This window comes from Chitinophagaceae bacterium, assembly GCA_007695095.1.
GTDB lineage: Bacteria > Bacteroidota > Bacteroidia > Chitinophagales > REEL01 > REEL01.
The window spans coordinates 24,777-39,736 of record REEL01000079.1; the positions used below are offsets into that span (position 1 = coordinate 24,777).

Consider the following 14,960-nt stretch of genomic DNA (forward strand, 5'->3'; position numbering starts at 1 on the left):
ATTATGTTTGAGAATGAAAAATATAAATGTTAAAACAATCGTATCGATTTTATTCAGTATTTTTTCTCTATTGATAACATCAAAAGAATCTCATGCTACACATGGTGCAGCTGCATATATGACTTTTAAAGCTGTCCCGGATACATCGGGTTTTAGTTATCATGTTTATTTAACTTATTATACAGACCCAATTGGTGGAGTTGACAGACCTTCTCTTACTGTTAACATGGGGGATACGAATATTCAATTAAATAGAATAAACGGTTTGATTGCTCCGGGAGATTCAATTCCGGGTGGAGAAATAACACCATATGGTTTTAAAAAAAGTATATACTCCGGCATTCATACCTATAATGATCTTGCTCCATTCCGTGTAATTTCTTTTACGGATCCAAATAGAGTTGCCGATATCGTAAATATGACAACTTCTGTTAATGTACAACTTTACATTGAAGACACGTTGTTTATGCTTGACCCTTCTATATATGGATATAATGAACCTCCGATTTTCACTTACGATAATTTGGTAGACATAGCTTTGTTATATGAACCTTACTATTTTAACTTTAACTTTTTTGACATTGATGGGGATAGTTTAAGTTTTAAATTAGTAGAGCCGCTTCAACAAACCGGGTCAAGTGTGCCCGGCTATATCTTTCCTGAAGATGTAATGGCCGGACCTGACAATCAATTTTCTTTAAATGAACTCACCGGAGAGATCAGTTGGAATGCACCTCAAGCTACAGGACTTTATCTCATTAGTATTTTGCTTACAGAATACAGAAATCAGGTTAAGTTGGCCACGTATCAGTTTGATTTTCTGATAAAAGTGATTTTAGGACCAAATTCTGTAACGGATGTGTTTAATAATACTGAAGAAATTGAAGCTTATCCGAATCCCTTTTCAGACTATATTGAGATATTCACAAACCTAAATCAAACAAAGGATTTAAACGCTTATTTGTATGACAGTTCCGGAAAATTAGTCCATCAAAGCAGTCATAATGTACAATCCGGAAAAACAAATACCAGGATAAGCGTACCCGATCAAATCCCTGCCGGCTATTATATACTCAAACTTAAATCCTCGTCTGAGAACAAATTACATCAGATTCGGGTAGTAAAACAATAGCTTGCAGAGCTTAAAACCTTTCCCGTTCGGCAAGATTTTTTTCAAATGGAGTGAATAAGTTTTTTTTATTGAAATTGCCATAAAGTATTTAAAAACTCGCTAATACAAACTAATTTCCCGGGTAGCTGCTAGGCCTAAGGTTATTATAGGAAACTGAGGTGATTTTTTTATTTTATTTACTTTATTCAAGTTTATTAAATGAGTGATATAATCAAAAACACTAAACAAACATTAAAATTGAGTTATTAAAATGTTTTTATTGTATAATTTATTATAGTTATAAATAAATCCTGTTTTTTTATTGTGGATTTTCTTAAATCATTTAAATTATTAACTATGTATTTGTACAAGAATTATTTTATTATTATTTGCTTAGCCTTTTTATTTGTTTCCTGTATTAAAGAAGATGATGAAGAAGATGCAGAGGAAGAAATCATTGCAACTTTTAATCTTTCAGGAGCAGGAATTGGCGGCTTATATGAAGGGGACAATACTTTGATAGGAATACATTATAATGAGGAAGATGAAAGTGAAGCCAGTACTAATTGGTCAACAACTCCTCCTCAGGGAGAAGGTACATTTTGGAGATTAGAATTCGGACGAGTAGATAAACCCAGACTTGACTTGGACCCCGGCACCTATATAATTGGTAATGTTGATGATCTGGCAAATGGAGATGCAGATTTAATGGTTGCTTTTCAGCATCACAGCAACCCTCAGGGTTTTCCCTTTCTATGGGGAGCATTGGGAGATGCGAGTGGCACATTAGTAGTTACACATGAAATAGGAGAGTATGCGTATGGAACTTTTGAATTTACTGCAAGTGATAATAATATAGACGGAACTTTAGATCAGCCCCCACTTGATGATATTATTGTAACTAATGGTAAATTCAGAGCTTATAAAAAGGCTTTTGTTTTTCAGTAAATCCGGTCTTTACAAAACAGTTTTAGATTTCTGCACTTAAATTTTTCACTTCAATTTGATATTCCGAGAGTTTAGTAAGTTGAATTTTTGGAAAATTTAATATTTTATAGATTTGTTATGTTCTATGAAGTCAATTTATGCTGATAGTCATTTAATAATACAAATTGTAAAACATGAAACGATCTTCTAAAGCAGAAAACATTTTAAGCCAAATCAATAGCAATACAAAGTTAGGTGATTTACGTAAAATGGCTAAAGAGATTAAAAAAGACCATGAATTAGCAATGGAGCTTTGGTCAAGTGGTGAATTTTTGCCCCGGCAATTGGCCATCTTGATAATGGACAAAAAACAGCTGACAGAAGATTTACTTAAAAAGCTTGATAAAGATATGCAAGCGCAATCATATGATGAGCGAAATAACCTAATGGATTGGTTAATGGCAAATCAGCTCACCAAAGATAAAAAGACCATAGCATTGATAGAATCATGGGAAAACAGCCCCTCTGCTCTTCAAAGACGGACTTTTTGGTATTATCAAGCCCGATTGAGGTGGGCAGGACAAACACCTCCTGATAACACTGCAGATTTACTATCAACAATGGAAGCTAAAATTATGCATGAAGAGCCGGAAGTTCAATGGGCCATGAATTTCACCGCCGGCTGGATTGGAGTTTATGAAGATAAATATCGTACTCGCTGTATAAAGCTGGGAGAAAAGTCCGGTCTTTACAAAGGCGAAAAAGTAGCAAAAGGCTGCACCCCCAACTATTTGCCGGAATTCATTTCTATTGAAGTTGAAAAAAGAAAAAAGTAATTGAGGGGTCTCAGTACTCCGTGATTCAATTTTCAAAAAGTTGATGAATCGACTGTTTTTTAATGAAGCCAAAATTTCATTTTCAGTCACGGATTTCATGCAAACTCAAATGACTGTTTGCGCTAGAATTAAAGAGAAGTCTAATGTTTTATTTTGAATCAAAAAATTGATCATACTCTACTTCCACGACAATTTCATTCCTACGGTTAATAACTTGATATGGTGGGTTGTAGCCTAAAAAGCTAAAGTTTCCTTTATGTTTAATATTATTTTTTTGAAGTTGCTCAATAAGCTGTTCCTGATATTGGTTTATTTTTTTATCATTTGCCCAACCTGAAAATTTAATAACAGCCATTACTTTTTCCTTTTCTTCTATAAATTCTATTTCTTTATTATTCGGAAGGGGTAAGTCTTCTTTTGTGTAATTAGCCGGTACCATAAATCGCATTTCTGACTCTTCTCCAAAAGACATGCTTACCGGAGTTGTCATTGCAATTTTTTCTTTAGCAGCATTTCCTCCAAATATATAATCGGCCAAAATTCTAAAACCTTTGCCGGAAACCTGACTGTAGCTGTTACCTGACAAACGAATTTTAGTAAACAATGCGCTGCTGTAATGTCGAATTTCTATATCGTCAAATCGTTTTATTACTTCGTAAGCATGTTGCTCAGTTTTATTGGATGAATTATTAACAATAAATTGAGCTGCCAGAAAGAAGGTGACTATTACAATAAACACAATTAGTAAAGTTTTCATAAAAAATACATACAGAGTTAAACATCTACTTTCCTAAAAAGTTTTTTGTTTAATAAAAAAGCACCCCTCTGTCGCATACATCAGCATGTGACACGATAGGCAAATTGATAATGAGTTAATTGAGTAGTTTTTGAACAATTATTTTAAATAAATTAGATTTACATGTTGATTGATGATTTTTTTACATAAAACTGCCGTATCCCAAGCGAAAGCATGCGATAGGTGGGGAAGTTTTTAATTGTTAAATGGCTTTACTTATCTTTGTTAGGGGTATAAATAAGTTGGCAGCCATTTGGCTCCGTGGCAACCTATATACGTAATGAGAAATTTCGGGACAAAAAGGCAGGCTACGGGAAAAACTTGAAGTATAAAAAACAAAAAACCCCAGTTTCATCATCCCATTTAAGAGAGAGAGGAGTTACTGAGGACTGCACACAAATATACGAAGTATTTTTAATTTTGTTGTATGAATGAACAAAAAATAATTGACTCTATCTCCCAAGAAAGATTTGATCCTTACTTAACTTTTTGTGATAGGGATAAAATAAAGGCTTTAAAACTTTATCAAAAGAATATAGAAGTTTCCCAAGCTTTTTATGCGCCATTATCAGTTTTGGAAATTACGCTAAGGAATAAAATAGATCTATCTTGTAGAGAACATTTTAAAAGTGAAAAATGGCTGACTGAAAAATTACCACCTATCTTGCTAAAACAAGTAGTAGATATCGAAGTAAGGTTAACTAAATCAAGAAAGACAATTACGAATAGCAAAATATTAGCAGAACTGAACTTTGGTTTCTGGACAACGCTATTTAATCGGCAGTATGCGAAAATATTTTGGAAACCGTTGCACAGAATATTTCCAAATGTGCCAAAAGAAAAAAGAAAACGAACTGAAATTTCATCCAGGCTAAATCACATTCGAACATTCAGAAATAGAATTTACCATTATGAGCCAATAATTTGGGACTTAAATGCCCTTAGACAGAAAAGTCAAGAAATCGATGAAATTACACACTGGTTAGATAATGACACTTCAGGATGGGCAAAACAATTCAACCAAATCGACAGGCTATTGGAATAATTGAAAACGGCTGCAAAACGTTCTCATACACGCAAAACAATGGCGAGCATTTAAACAAACTAAATTTACGACATGAAGAAGGAATTGAACAGAATTATTTGAAAAATTTGAAGATGCCTGCTATGATCTTGACGGACATGAATGTTGGAGTGGTAGAGAACTACAAGAAATTTTAGGATACTCCGATTGGCGAAATTTCACCAATACAATTCAGAAAGCTGTTAAGTCATGTGAGAACTCAGGAGAAAAGGAATCGGATCATTTTGTTGGCTTCACCAAATTGATAGAAATTGGAAAAGGTGGACAAAGAGATGTTCAAGATGTAGCCCTGACAAGGTACGCTTGCTATTTAGTAGCACAAAATGGAAATGCTTCTAAACCTGAAATAGCCTTTGCACAAACCTATTTTGCTGTCCAAACAAGAAAACAAGAGTTAATCGAACAAAGACTTCTTGATATAGCTAGAGTAAATGCTCGTGAGGAGCTTTCTAAGTCAGAAAAGAAACTTTCAGGAATCATTTATGAAAGGGGCGTTGATAATAGAAGTTTTGCAGTAATTCGCTCGAAAGGAGATCAGGCACTATACGGTGGTAAATCAACCCAATTCATGAAAAATAAACTTGGGCTACCAACAAACAGACCACTTGTAGATTTTCTTATTCTGCTTTTCTATCAACTTCATTAATTTCAAATTCGACCGCATAGTCTTTGGGTTTTATATCATGTGAATACATTTTGGCAAATTGTTGTGTAATTTCTGCACCAAAGAAAAATATGAGCGAAGAATAAAACACCCATAATAAAATCAGCACGAGAGAACCTGCTGCTCCGTACATTGCACCGATATCAGCAAACTTCAGACCCAGAGTGATGATAAATTTTCCGATTACAAACAAAATTGCAGTAATAAAGGCTCCCATCCAGGTAACCCGCCATTTCATATGAACATCGGGCAGAAAACGATAGATCAAGGCGACAATCACCATAATTAGGGCAAAGTAAACGATGAAATTCCCCACTTCTACAACATAAACGGTAAGTACAGGGAGATTTTCATCCAAAAAATCTTTAAACAACGATTTAGACGCATCAATTATAAAGGATACCAACATTACAAATCCCAGTATAAGTATCAGTCCGAAAGAGATAAGGCGGTCGTATAAGGTTCTCAGAAAATTATTTTTTGGCTTAGTCTGAATTCTCCAGATGTAATTCAGCGACCTTTGCATTACACTAAAAAAAGTGGTAGATATAAAAATGAACATGACGAACCCAACAATGGTACCGATAATACTTGTTCGTGTATCCTGAAAGTTTTCTACAATATTCCGAAGAAAAAGTGCACTTTGTTCCCCAACTAACTGATCTATTTCAGCAAAAAGTCTCGCCTGCGTTTCTTCCTGCCCAAGCAATAATCCTGCAACAGATATAATAATAATGATTAAAGGAGCCATCGCAAAAATAGCAAAGAAGGCAGTAGTACCTGCTAATTGCAGCGGATTATCCAGTTTGAATTTTCTGACAGAACGCTTCAATAACTCGAAGACCTGTTTGAATTGTTCTTTCATTAAAGCAATATTTCATTCATGAGTGTAAGTAATTCTGAATATACAAAACTTTATCAATATTACACTCATTATTTGTTTTCAATCTAATTCGGGTGTAAGTGGATATACCGGCGGATGTTGACCACTTTGTTAAAAAAATCCGGAGCATGTTGACCACTTTAGGGAGTATAATCCGGAGCATATTGACCACCCTAATGATTAAAACGATTCATTTGTCTGAAATTTTAAAATCAGACACTTATGGCAGGAAAACCAAAAGACATGAATCAAGTAAAACAACTTTTAATGATGCATCGCCTCTATCGCAGACCTCCGCATGTGACACGATAGGTAAATTGATAATGAGTTAATAGAGTAGTTTTTTGACTTTTTTGCTCAAAACTGCAGTATCCCAAGCGAAATCTTGCGATAGATGGGGTGAGTATTAATGAAAAAAGTAAAACATAAGTAAGCGTTCAGAAGAAAAAACAACTAAATATTTATTGACAAAAAGCATTAAAAAAAACGAGTTTGTCAATAAAAAGCCATGAAATTTCAATAATCAGTTAAAATTCCGGGGAATATAGAAGTTGTCGAAAATCATAGAAGTTTTACCATAAAATTACCTCAAGGTTTCTGCTGTGATTATACCTATACTCACAGAATTGGCTCATTCCCCTCCTTGGAGGGGTGCCCTTAGGGCGGGGTGGGTCATATCCCTCCATTGAAGAAGTGCCTCAAACTCATAATGAGTTAATATCAATGAAAAAACAAACTTTAGTAAGTTTAAAATAGAAAAAAAGCAAATAAAACTTAATTAGAAAGTAAAAAATTATTAGGGTACAAATCAGTAACTACTTTACAAATTGCAAATAAAGAAATATTTCAATAAGTTTGTTGGGAAGAAAAGTTAACTTGTGTGATGTAAAACGTTGGTTAAGCAGTGTTTGATATGGATAAATTATTTAGGTCTCAGTAAGAATAACTATCGTATTGTCTAACAAATATAGGTTTACCCTTAATCAGACGACCTTTCTTTAGAAAAGACGAAAAGTATAACTAGTTAAAACACTCAACAATAAATGGCAAAAAAGAACGGAAACGGTACGCAAGAACCCTTGGAAAAACAGCTCTGGAAAACGGCAGACAAGCTGCGTAAGAACATTGATGCTGCGGAATACAAACACGTCGTGCTTGGCTTGATTTTCCTGAAATACATCTCTGATGCATTTGAAGAACTTTATGAAAAATTGGAAGCAGGTGAAGGAGATTATGACGGTGCTGACCCGGAGGACAAGGATGAATACAAAGCAGAAAACGTCTTTTTTGTACCGGAAAAAGCCCGATGGAAATATTTGCTGTCACAGGCCAAACAGCCTAACATTGGCAAAACGGTAGATGAAGCCATGGATTTGATTGAAAAAGAAAATGCATCCTTAAAAGGCGTTTTACCAAAGGTTTATGCCCGCCAAAATCTTGATCCCGCCAGTTTAGGTGAATTGATTGACATGATTGGAAATATCGCTTTGGGTGATGCTAAATCCCGCTCTGCTGATATTCTCGGTCACGTTTTTGAATATTTCCTCGGTGAGTTTGCTTTGGCAGAAGGCAAAAAAGGCGGACAGTTCTATACACCAAGAAGTGTAGTAGAATTACTGGTTGAAATGCTCGAACCCTATAAAGGCCGTGTATTTGACCCTTGCTGCGGTTCGGGTGGTATGTTTGTGCAATCTGAAAAATTTGTAGAAGACCATCGTGGAAAAATCAATGACATTTCCATTTACGGACAGGAAAGCAACCAAACCACCTGGCGATTGGCAAAAATGAATCTGGCTATTCGTGGGATTGACAGTTCACAGGTAAAATGGAACAACGAAGGTTCTTTTTTAAATGATGCCCACAAAGACCTGAAGGCCGACTACATCATTGCCAATCCACCTTTCAACGTAAGCGACTGGAGCGGTGAATTGCTTCGGACAGACGGACGATGGAAATATGGCACGCCACCCACAGGAAATGCCAACTATGCATGGATACAACATTTCTTATATCACTTAGCACCCAGCGGACAAGCAGGCTTTGTATTGTCAAAAGGAGCGTTGACATCCAATTCCGGTGGAGAAGGAAAGATCCGGCAGGCTTTGGTAGAAGATGATTTGATTGATTGTATTGTCAACCTGCCGGCAAAATTATTCCTCAATACACAAATTCCGGCTTGTTTATGGTTTATGAGCCGTGACCGGAGCAATCATCGTTTCCGTGATAGGCGTGGAGAAATTCTCTTTATTGATGCCCGCAATCTCGGCCACCTGATTAACCGCCGCACAAAAGAACTTTCGCAGGAAGATATTGACCTAATTGCAAGCACTTACCACAACTGGCGGAATCCTGATGGAGACTATGCAGATGTAAAAGGCTTCTGTGCCTCTGCTCCAAAAGAGCGAGTTACAGAGCTGGGTTATGTACTTACCCCCGGCAGATATGTAGGTTTGGCTGATGAAGCAGATGATTTTGATTTTACGGAACGCTTCAGCAGTTTGAAAGCTGAGTTTGAAAAGCAATTGGCAGAAGAGGCGGAGTTGAATAAACGTATTGCTGAGAACCTTTCTAAAATTGTGTTGAAAGATGAATAGCAAAAACGAAATAATACTATATCAATCTGATGAATTGCCAGAGCATATAGAGGTAAGACTGGAGGACGAAACCATTTGGCTGACACAGCAACAAATCGTAGAACTTTTTGAGAGCAGTAAAGCCAACATTAGCGAGCACATCAAACATATTTTTGAGTCAGGAGAGCTGATAGAAAATTCAACTGTTCGGAATTTCCGAATAGTTCGTATGGAAGGCAACAGGGAGGTAAGTAGAGAATTGCAGCACTATAGCTTGGATGTCATTATATCAGTGGGTTACCGGGTAAACTCCAAGAGAGGTACACAATTTCGAATTTGGGCTAATCAAGTACTCAAAGACCACTTGCTCAAAGGGTACTCCATTGCAAAACGAATTGACAGGATAGAAGAAAATGTACAGGGGTTAATAGGACGAGTGAGTGAAATTGATGTGCAAATAAATGCCAGCCTGCCACCTAAACAAGGCATTTTTTACGATGGGCAAGTTTTTGATGCCTATGTGTTTGTAGCTAATCTTGTAAAATCAGCAAAAAAATCAATTTTGCTGATAGATAATTATATTGATGAAAGTGTATTGGAACTCTTTACCAAACGACATAAACAGGTAACGGTAAAAATTTATACCAAAACCATTTCTAAAACGCTCAAGCAAGATGTAGAAAAACACAACGCACAATATCCCTACATTGAAATAGAAAAATTTACTAAAGCCCACGATCGCTTTTTAATTATTGACGAATGCACCGTTTATCACTTTGGAGCAAGTCTCAAAGACCTGGGCAAAAAATGGTTTGCCTTCTCGAAAATGAACAGCATGACAAAAGATATAATACGAAAATTAAAGAAAGGAGGGGATGATGAGTGAGTGGAAAGAAGTGAAGTTAGAAGATATAACTATACGTATTGGAGATGGTCTGCACGGTACGCCTGAATACGATTCTGAAGGAGAATACTATTTTATTAATGGAAACAATTTAAAAGACGGGAAAATATTAATTAAGAATGACACCAAAAAAGTAACCAAGGAAGTAGCTAAAAAGCATGAAAAACCCCTATCTGAAAAAACAATATTACTCGCTATAAATGGTACAATTGGGAATCTTGCATTCTATAATTCAGAAAAATGTATGCTCGGCAAAAGTGCCTGCTACATTAATATAACTGACCAAACTGATGTTCAATTTATGTATTACCATTTTTTGAATGAAGACTTTCAATTTTATCTTGAAATGATTGCAACTGGAACAACAATCCCTAATGTTCCCTTAAAAGAAATACGTAAATACACTTTTAATCTCCCCCCTCTTCCCGAACAACGCGCCATCGCTTCCGTCCTTTCCAGCTTAGACGACAAAATAGACATGCTGCACCGCCAAAACCAAACTCTGGAGCAAATGGCGGAGACGCTGTTTCGGCAGTGGTTTGTGGTGGAAGCGGATGAGGGGTGGAAGGAAGGAGTTTTGGGAGATTTAGTTGATGTAAAATATGGAAAAGATCATAAAAAGCTTGCTGATGGCCAGATACCAGTTTATGGTTCAGGTGGTTTAATGCGTAAGGTCAATAAATCCATCTTTGAAGGTGAATCAGTATTAATACCTCGAAAAGGTAGTCTGAATAATGTTATGTATGTTGATGAACCCTTTTGGACAGTGGATACGATGTTTTATACTGTCATGAAAAAGAGTAACCTCGCAAAGTTTATATACCAATTCATTAAGAAAAAAGATTTATCTTCAATGAATGTTGGATCAGCTGTACCAAGCATGACCACCAAAGTGTTAAATAATATGCCAATTGGAATACCACCTGATGATGTAGTATCAGAATTTGAAAAAATGGTATCTCCTTTCTACAATAAAATTAAAACTAACAAAACCCAAATCCGCACCCTCACCGCTTTGCGTGATGCATTATTGCCGAAGTTGATGAGTGGGGAGGTGCGAATTATAAATGAGTTATTTATTGAAAACGAACCTATTAAATAATGGCGAAAAATAAAAACATAGAATTATATTGTGTAAGAGCTGAATTTGGAACCTATACTCAACATTTTCTTGATGGTGGATATATAGGTATTGGTTGGCTGCCCGACAACAACCTCTCGAATATTCAAACCCGTGATGAATTATACCCGCTATACAAAACCGCTTACCCAAAAGACACAAGCAATGTAGTAATTGGTCAACAGGTAGGGCAAATCGCTCGCTTTCTTTTGGAAATCACCTCTGGAGATTATGTGATTACACCTGCTCTGAACACAGAATATATTTACTATGGAATAGTAGAGGAAAACTCCTACTTTTTTGACAATGGCTCTGATGGATGCCCATTCTTACATCGTAAAAAAGTAAAGTGGAATAAAGAACCCATTCAAAGAAGTCAATTCTCTGTTCCTTTTCAAAATACCATCCGGTCTTCGCTAACTGTATTTTATATCTCCCATAAAAAGAATTTTTTTACAACAATCGGAAAACCCCAACTTGTTCCTGAGAGCGACCAAAAACTGGAGGACAACTACTATATTTCAATTTTAAACCGTATTTTAGAATTAGATGATAAAGAATTTGAAATTTTAATTACCCATATATTAAATGCACTCGGTTTTGAAGGTTCAGAACATACCGGGAAAATAGGAGATGGTGGAGTAGATGCAACAGGCGAACTGAATGTGGCAAATATGGCTAAAATAAAGTTGTTTGTGCAAGCCAAACGCTACAAGCTGGGGTCAAGGATATCTGCCAATGTTGTAAAAGCATTACGTGCCAACATCCCTTCGGGAGGTCAAGGAGCATTTATCACCACAGCGGATTTTCAGAAAAAAGCAAAAGAAATTGCTATTGAAACAGGTTTTCCGAGAATCGGTCTAATTGATGGTGAACAACTGGTTGACATTTTAGCAGAACACTGGAATAATATACCAAATGATTTTAAAGAAAAATTGGAATTAAAGACAGGATTGATTCCAAGTTAAATAAAAGATTATGGCAAAAAAATTTATAAAAGGGCAGAAATATACGCATGAGGAATACATGCAGCACTCTATTGAGGAAATGAGGAGGAGTAAATCGGAGCATACTCATAAAACAGACCCGAAAGTAGGAGCTGTATTGGTTGATAAAGAAGGTAGATTGGTAGAGAAAGCTCATCGTGGTGAAATAAGAAAAGGTGATCATGCCGAATACACTATTTTTAGTAAAAAACTGCGGACGACCGATGTTACTGGTTTTACACCTTACACCACTCTTGAGCCATGTGTAGAACGGAACGAGCCAAAGACGGGCTGTAGTTTTCACACCATTGACGCAAGAATTGCCAAAGTCTTTATAGGCCATAAAGATCCTGACCCCAGTGTGGCCGGTGATGGCATTAAGCTATTAGAAGACGCTAAGATTGAAGTTGGGTATTATGACAAAAAATACAACGAGATTATAGCAAAGGAGAATGAAATATTCTTCGAAGAGGCCAGGCTAAGAGCCAAAGAAGCTGATGGCAAGGAAATAACTCCTGCACTTTCTCCTTTTGAAAGCGAACTTTCTAATTTCACGTTGAGTGATTTCTCAGAAGAAGCACAAAGGGAAATGATAGACAAAATGGATTTAAAGTTTAAAATGGGCTCAGATGCTTATAATAACTTTTTGTTTAAACTTGGTTTAATTAAGGTTAAGCCCAAAGCTAAAACAGCAAAACCAACAGGTTTGGGCATTCTATTACTGGGCAAACAGCCTGAATTACAGTTTCCACAGTCCAGGGTAAAATTCACAATTCGCAGGGAGAATGAAGATCCGATTATAAAAGACTTTGATGGACCATTGGTATTACTCCCTGATAAAATTGAAGAGTATCTTGAAGTAATTTTCCCAAAAGAAATTTCTCGAACTGGCTTTCAACGAAATGTAAAACAGGATATCCCATACAGAGCATTACTTGAAGTTATTATGAATGCCATTGTTCATCGTGATTACACAATTGATAATGCGCGTATCATGATTGAAGTAGATAAAAACAAAGTGGTTGTTTCAAGCCCTGGCATTCCTTTAGCACCTTTAGATAAGTTCAAAACCTTTAGTGTGGCATCCAATAGCCGTAATCCTAAAATCGCTTTTATACTTTTTGAAATGGGCTTGGTAGAAGAAAGAGGATTCGGAATGGAAGAACTTTCTAAACTTGAAAAACAAGGTTATCCAAAACCAGAATTTGAATTGGATGGCCAAATTCTGAAAACAATAATTTATCGTGGTGGAACTGATATGCAGAAGAAAGAAAATCTAAAAGGGTTAAAGGAACTTTTAGACCATAGAGTGCTTACATCGGAAAAATATGTGCAGTTAACCGGAGTTTCTGAACGTACAGCCCGTAGGCATTTAAATGATTTAGTAAAAGCAGATAAAGCGATCAAGGAAGGTGATGGACCCGCAACAGAATATAGAATTAAGGATTGATGATTTTCCGGCCAATTTTTTTTGGCCGGATTGGCCGGATAAACCAGGTTCATTAAAAAGCGGCCAAAAAAAATTGGCCGGATTGGCCGGATTGGCCGGAATTTGGCCGGCTTTCAATTCGCAAAATGTAAAATGACACGAATAACCGAAAATACCATCGAAGATTTTGCCATCAAATTGCTGGAGGGTTTGGGTTATGCTTATGTCTATGCTCCAAACATTGCTCCGGATAGTAAAAACCCGGAGCGTAGCACATACGAAGAAGTATTGCTCAATAGCCGGATGACAGAAGCCGTGCAACGAATTAACCCTACTGTTCCTGTGGAAGCTCAGGAAGAAGCCATCAAAGAAATGCAGCGGATTCATTCCCCGGAATTGCTCACAAATAACGAAAGCTTTCATCGCATGCTCACCGGCGGCAAAAAGGTAAGTTATCAGAAAGATGGTAATCAAAGGGGCGACTTGGTATGGTTCATTGATTTCAACACACCGGAAAATAATGATTTTGTTGTTGCTAATCAGTTTACAGTGATAGAAGATGGGATAAACAAACGCCCGGATGTTGTTCTGTTTGTCAACGGCATTCCTCTGGTTGTCATAGAATTAAAAAATGCTGTGGATGACAAGGCTACCATTAAATCAGCATGGAACCAAATAGAAACGTATAAAGCCACCATACCGGGCCTTTTCACCTACAATGCCTTTACGGTTATTTCAGACGGCCTTGAAGCACGGGCAGGTACTATTTCCTCCGGTTTAAGCCGTTTTATGAAATGGAAAACTTCTGATGGCAAAACCGAGGCTTCAGGCCTGATACCGGAACTGGAAACACTTATCAAAGGCATGTTGAATAAAGAAACCCTGCTTGACTTGATTCAGCATTTCATTGTGTTTGAAAAATCAAAAAAAGAAGATGCCAAAACAGGTGTAACAACGATTACAACAGTTAAGAAGTTAGCCGCCTATCATCAATACTATGCCGTGAATCGTGCTGTAGAATCTGTTCTAAGGGCAGTTGGCAAAAATCCCCTCCTTGGAGGGGTGCCCGAAGGGCGGGGTGGGTCATTCCCCACCAATATCAAGACCCCTCAAATTCAGCGTGAGTCCATAACAATTAAAAAAGACAACAAAAATTCAAACGAGAACAATTTAGAACATCAGCAATCATTCAGAAGAAAAATACTTCCTTATAACCCCAAATTAAAAGAGCTTGCTCGAAAGCTAAGGAAAAACATGACGCTTTCAGAAGTTCTTTTGTGGAATGAATTAAAGCAAAAAAAAATGTTGGGAATTGACTTTGACAGACAATGCCCTATAGATGAATATATTGTTGATTTCTATTGTAAAGACTTAATGTTAGCCGTAGAAATAGACGGTAATAGTCACGACTATGAAGAGGTTGCAAAAAAAGATAAAAGAAGACAACAACGTCTGGAATCAATGGGAGTTCGTTTTTTACGATTTGATGATATAGAAGTAAAAAAGAATATGCGCAATGTGCTACTCAGTATTCAGTATTGGATTGAAGCACATGGTGATGATTTTATAGGAAGAGAACCTACCCCTAACCCCTCCAAGGAGGGGAATATACATGAATCACCAGAAAGCTATGGTTTAACAGGGGTA

Annotated in this window: 12 protein-coding genes and 1 pseudogene; 11 read left to right on the forward strand and 2 right to left on the reverse strand. The window is 36.6% G+C overall.

Annotated elements, in window-relative coordinates; genetic code table 11:
- Positions 1–13: 13 nt before the first annotated feature.
- The 3 genes from EA412_03800 (at position 14) to EA412_03810 (ending at position 2,874) form a co-directional block, all read left to right on the forward strand.
- Positions 14–1,132: a T9SS C-terminal target domain-containing protein gene (locus EA412_03800; GenBank protein TVR81085.1), complete on the forward strand. Its 1,119-nt coding sequence runs from the start codon at positions 14–16 to the stop codon at positions 1,130–1,132.
- 336 nt (positions 1,133–1,468) lie between these two features.
- Entirely contained in the window at positions 1,469–2,059 is a 591-nt protein-coding gene (locus EA412_03805; GenBank protein ID TVR81086.1) for a hypothetical protein, read from the forward strand.
- Between the two features lie 173 nt (positions 2,060–2,232).
- On the forward strand, positions 2,233–2,874 hold the full coding sequence (locus tag EA412_03810; GenBank protein TVR81087.1) for a DNA alkylation repair protein: 642 nt from the start codon (positions 2,233–2,235) through the stop codon (positions 2,872–2,874).
- Between the two features lie 148 nt (positions 2,875–3,022).
- Here the strand turns inward: EA412_03810 and EA412_03815 are convergent, their stop codons facing one another.
- The gene (locus EA412_03815) at positions 3,023–3,631 is read right to left on the reverse strand and encodes a heme-binding protein (GenBank protein ID TVR81088.1); all 609 of its coding nucleotides are present in this window, start codon (positions 3,629–3,631) and stop codon (positions 3,023–3,025) included.
- Positions 3,632–4,097: 466 nt separating this feature from the next.
- On the opposite strand from EA412_03815, the gene EA412_03820 reads away from it, so the two are divergent.
- Complete coding sequence (locus EA412_03820) at positions 4,098–4,715, forward strand: hypothetical protein (protein ID TVR81089.1); 618 nt, start codon at positions 4,098–4,100, stop codon at positions 4,713–4,715.
- A gap of 72 nt (positions 4,716–4,787) precedes the next feature.
- Positions 4,788–5,400 (forward strand): annotated as a pseudogene (locus EA412_03825) (DNA damage-inducible protein D).
- Here EA412_03825 and EA412_03830 read toward each other — a convergent pair.
- Positions 5,372–6,283, reverse strand: a complete 912-nt coding sequence (locus EA412_03830; protein ID TVR81090.1) for a YihY/virulence factor BrkB family protein — start codon at positions 6,281–6,283, stop codon at positions 5,372–5,374. The pseudogene EA412_03825 and the gene EA412_03830 overlap by 29 nt on opposite strands.
- A gap of 1,061 nt (positions 6,284–7,344) precedes the next feature.
- Between EA412_03830 and EA412_03835 the strand changes: the two genes are divergently transcribed.
- The 6 genes from EA412_03835 to EA412_03860 all read left to right on the forward strand — a co-directional run.
- Positions 7,345–8,895: an SAM-dependent DNA methyltransferase gene (locus EA412_03835; GenBank protein TVR81091.1), complete on the forward strand. Its 1,551-nt coding sequence runs from the start codon at positions 7,345–7,347 to the stop codon at positions 8,893–8,895.
- Positions 8,888–9,760, forward strand: a complete 873-nt coding sequence (locus EA412_03840) for a DNA-binding protein (protein TVR81092.1) — start codon at positions 8,888–8,890, stop codon at positions 9,758–9,760. The genes EA412_03835 and EA412_03840 overlap by 8 nt, the downstream gene beginning before the upstream one ends.
- Positions 9,750–10,880, forward strand: a complete 1,131-nt coding sequence (locus EA412_03845; GenBank protein ID TVR81093.1) for a restriction endonuclease subunit S — start codon at positions 9,750–9,752, stop codon at positions 10,878–10,880. The genes EA412_03840 and EA412_03845 overlap by 11 nt, the downstream gene beginning before the upstream one ends.
- A complete protein-coding gene (locus EA412_03850) occupies positions 10,880–11,866 on the forward strand; it encodes a hypothetical protein (protein TVR81094.1) in 987 nt (328 codons plus the stop codon). The genes EA412_03845 and EA412_03850 overlap by 1 nt, the downstream gene beginning before the upstream one ends.
- A gap of 10 nt (positions 11,867–11,876) precedes the next feature.
- Entirely contained in the window at positions 11,877–13,334 is a 1,458-nt protein-coding gene (locus EA412_03855) for a DeoR family transcriptional regulator (protein TVR81095.1), read from the forward strand.
- A gap of 132 nt (positions 13,335–13,466) precedes the next feature.
- Positions 13,467–14,960: DUF559 domain-containing protein (locus EA412_03860; GenBank protein TVR81096.1), on the forward strand; the 1,494-nt coding region annotated here is incomplete at its 3' end.

Bases quoted from the DNA above. Each gene is read 5' to 3' on its own strand.
- EA412_03800 (TVR81085.1), top strand. From the start codon at position 14: ATGAAAAATATAAATGTTAAAACAATCGTATCGATTTTATTCAGTATT.
- EA412_03805 (TVR81086.1), top strand. From the start codon at position 1,469: ATGTATTTGTACAAGAATTATTTTATTATTATTTGCTTAGCCTTTTTA.
- EA412_03810 (TVR81087.1), top strand. From the start codon at position 2,233: ATGAAACGATCTTCTAAAGCAGAAAACATTTTAAGCCAAATCAATAGC.
- EA412_03815 (TVR81088.1), bottom strand. From the start codon at position 3,631: ATGAAAACTTTACTAATTGTGTTTATTGTAATAGTCACCTTCTTTCTG.
- EA412_03820 (TVR81089.1), top strand. From the start codon at position 4,098: ATGAATGAACAAAAAATAATTGACTCTATCTCCCAAGAAAGATTTGAT.
- EA412_03830 (TVR81090.1), bottom strand. From the start codon at position 6,283: ATGAAAGAACAATTCAAACAGGTCTTCGAGTTATTGAAGCGTTCTGTC.
- EA412_03835 (TVR81091.1), top strand. From the start codon at position 7,345: ATGGCAAAAAAGAACGGAAACGGTACGCAAGAACCCTTGGAAAAACAG.
- EA412_03840 (TVR81092.1), top strand. From the start codon at position 8,888: ATGAATAGCAAAAACGAAATAATACTATATCAATCTGATGAATTGCCA.
- EA412_03845 (TVR81093.1), top strand. From the start codon at position 9,750: ATGATGAGTGAGTGGAAAGAAGTGAAGTTAGAAGATATAACTATACGT.
- EA412_03850 (TVR81094.1), top strand. From the start codon at position 10,880: ATGGCGAAAAATAAAAACATAGAATTATATTGTGTAAGAGCTGAATTT.
- EA412_03855 (TVR81095.1), top strand. From the start codon at position 11,877: ATGGCAAAAAAATTTATAAAAGGGCAGAAATATACGCATGAGGAATAC.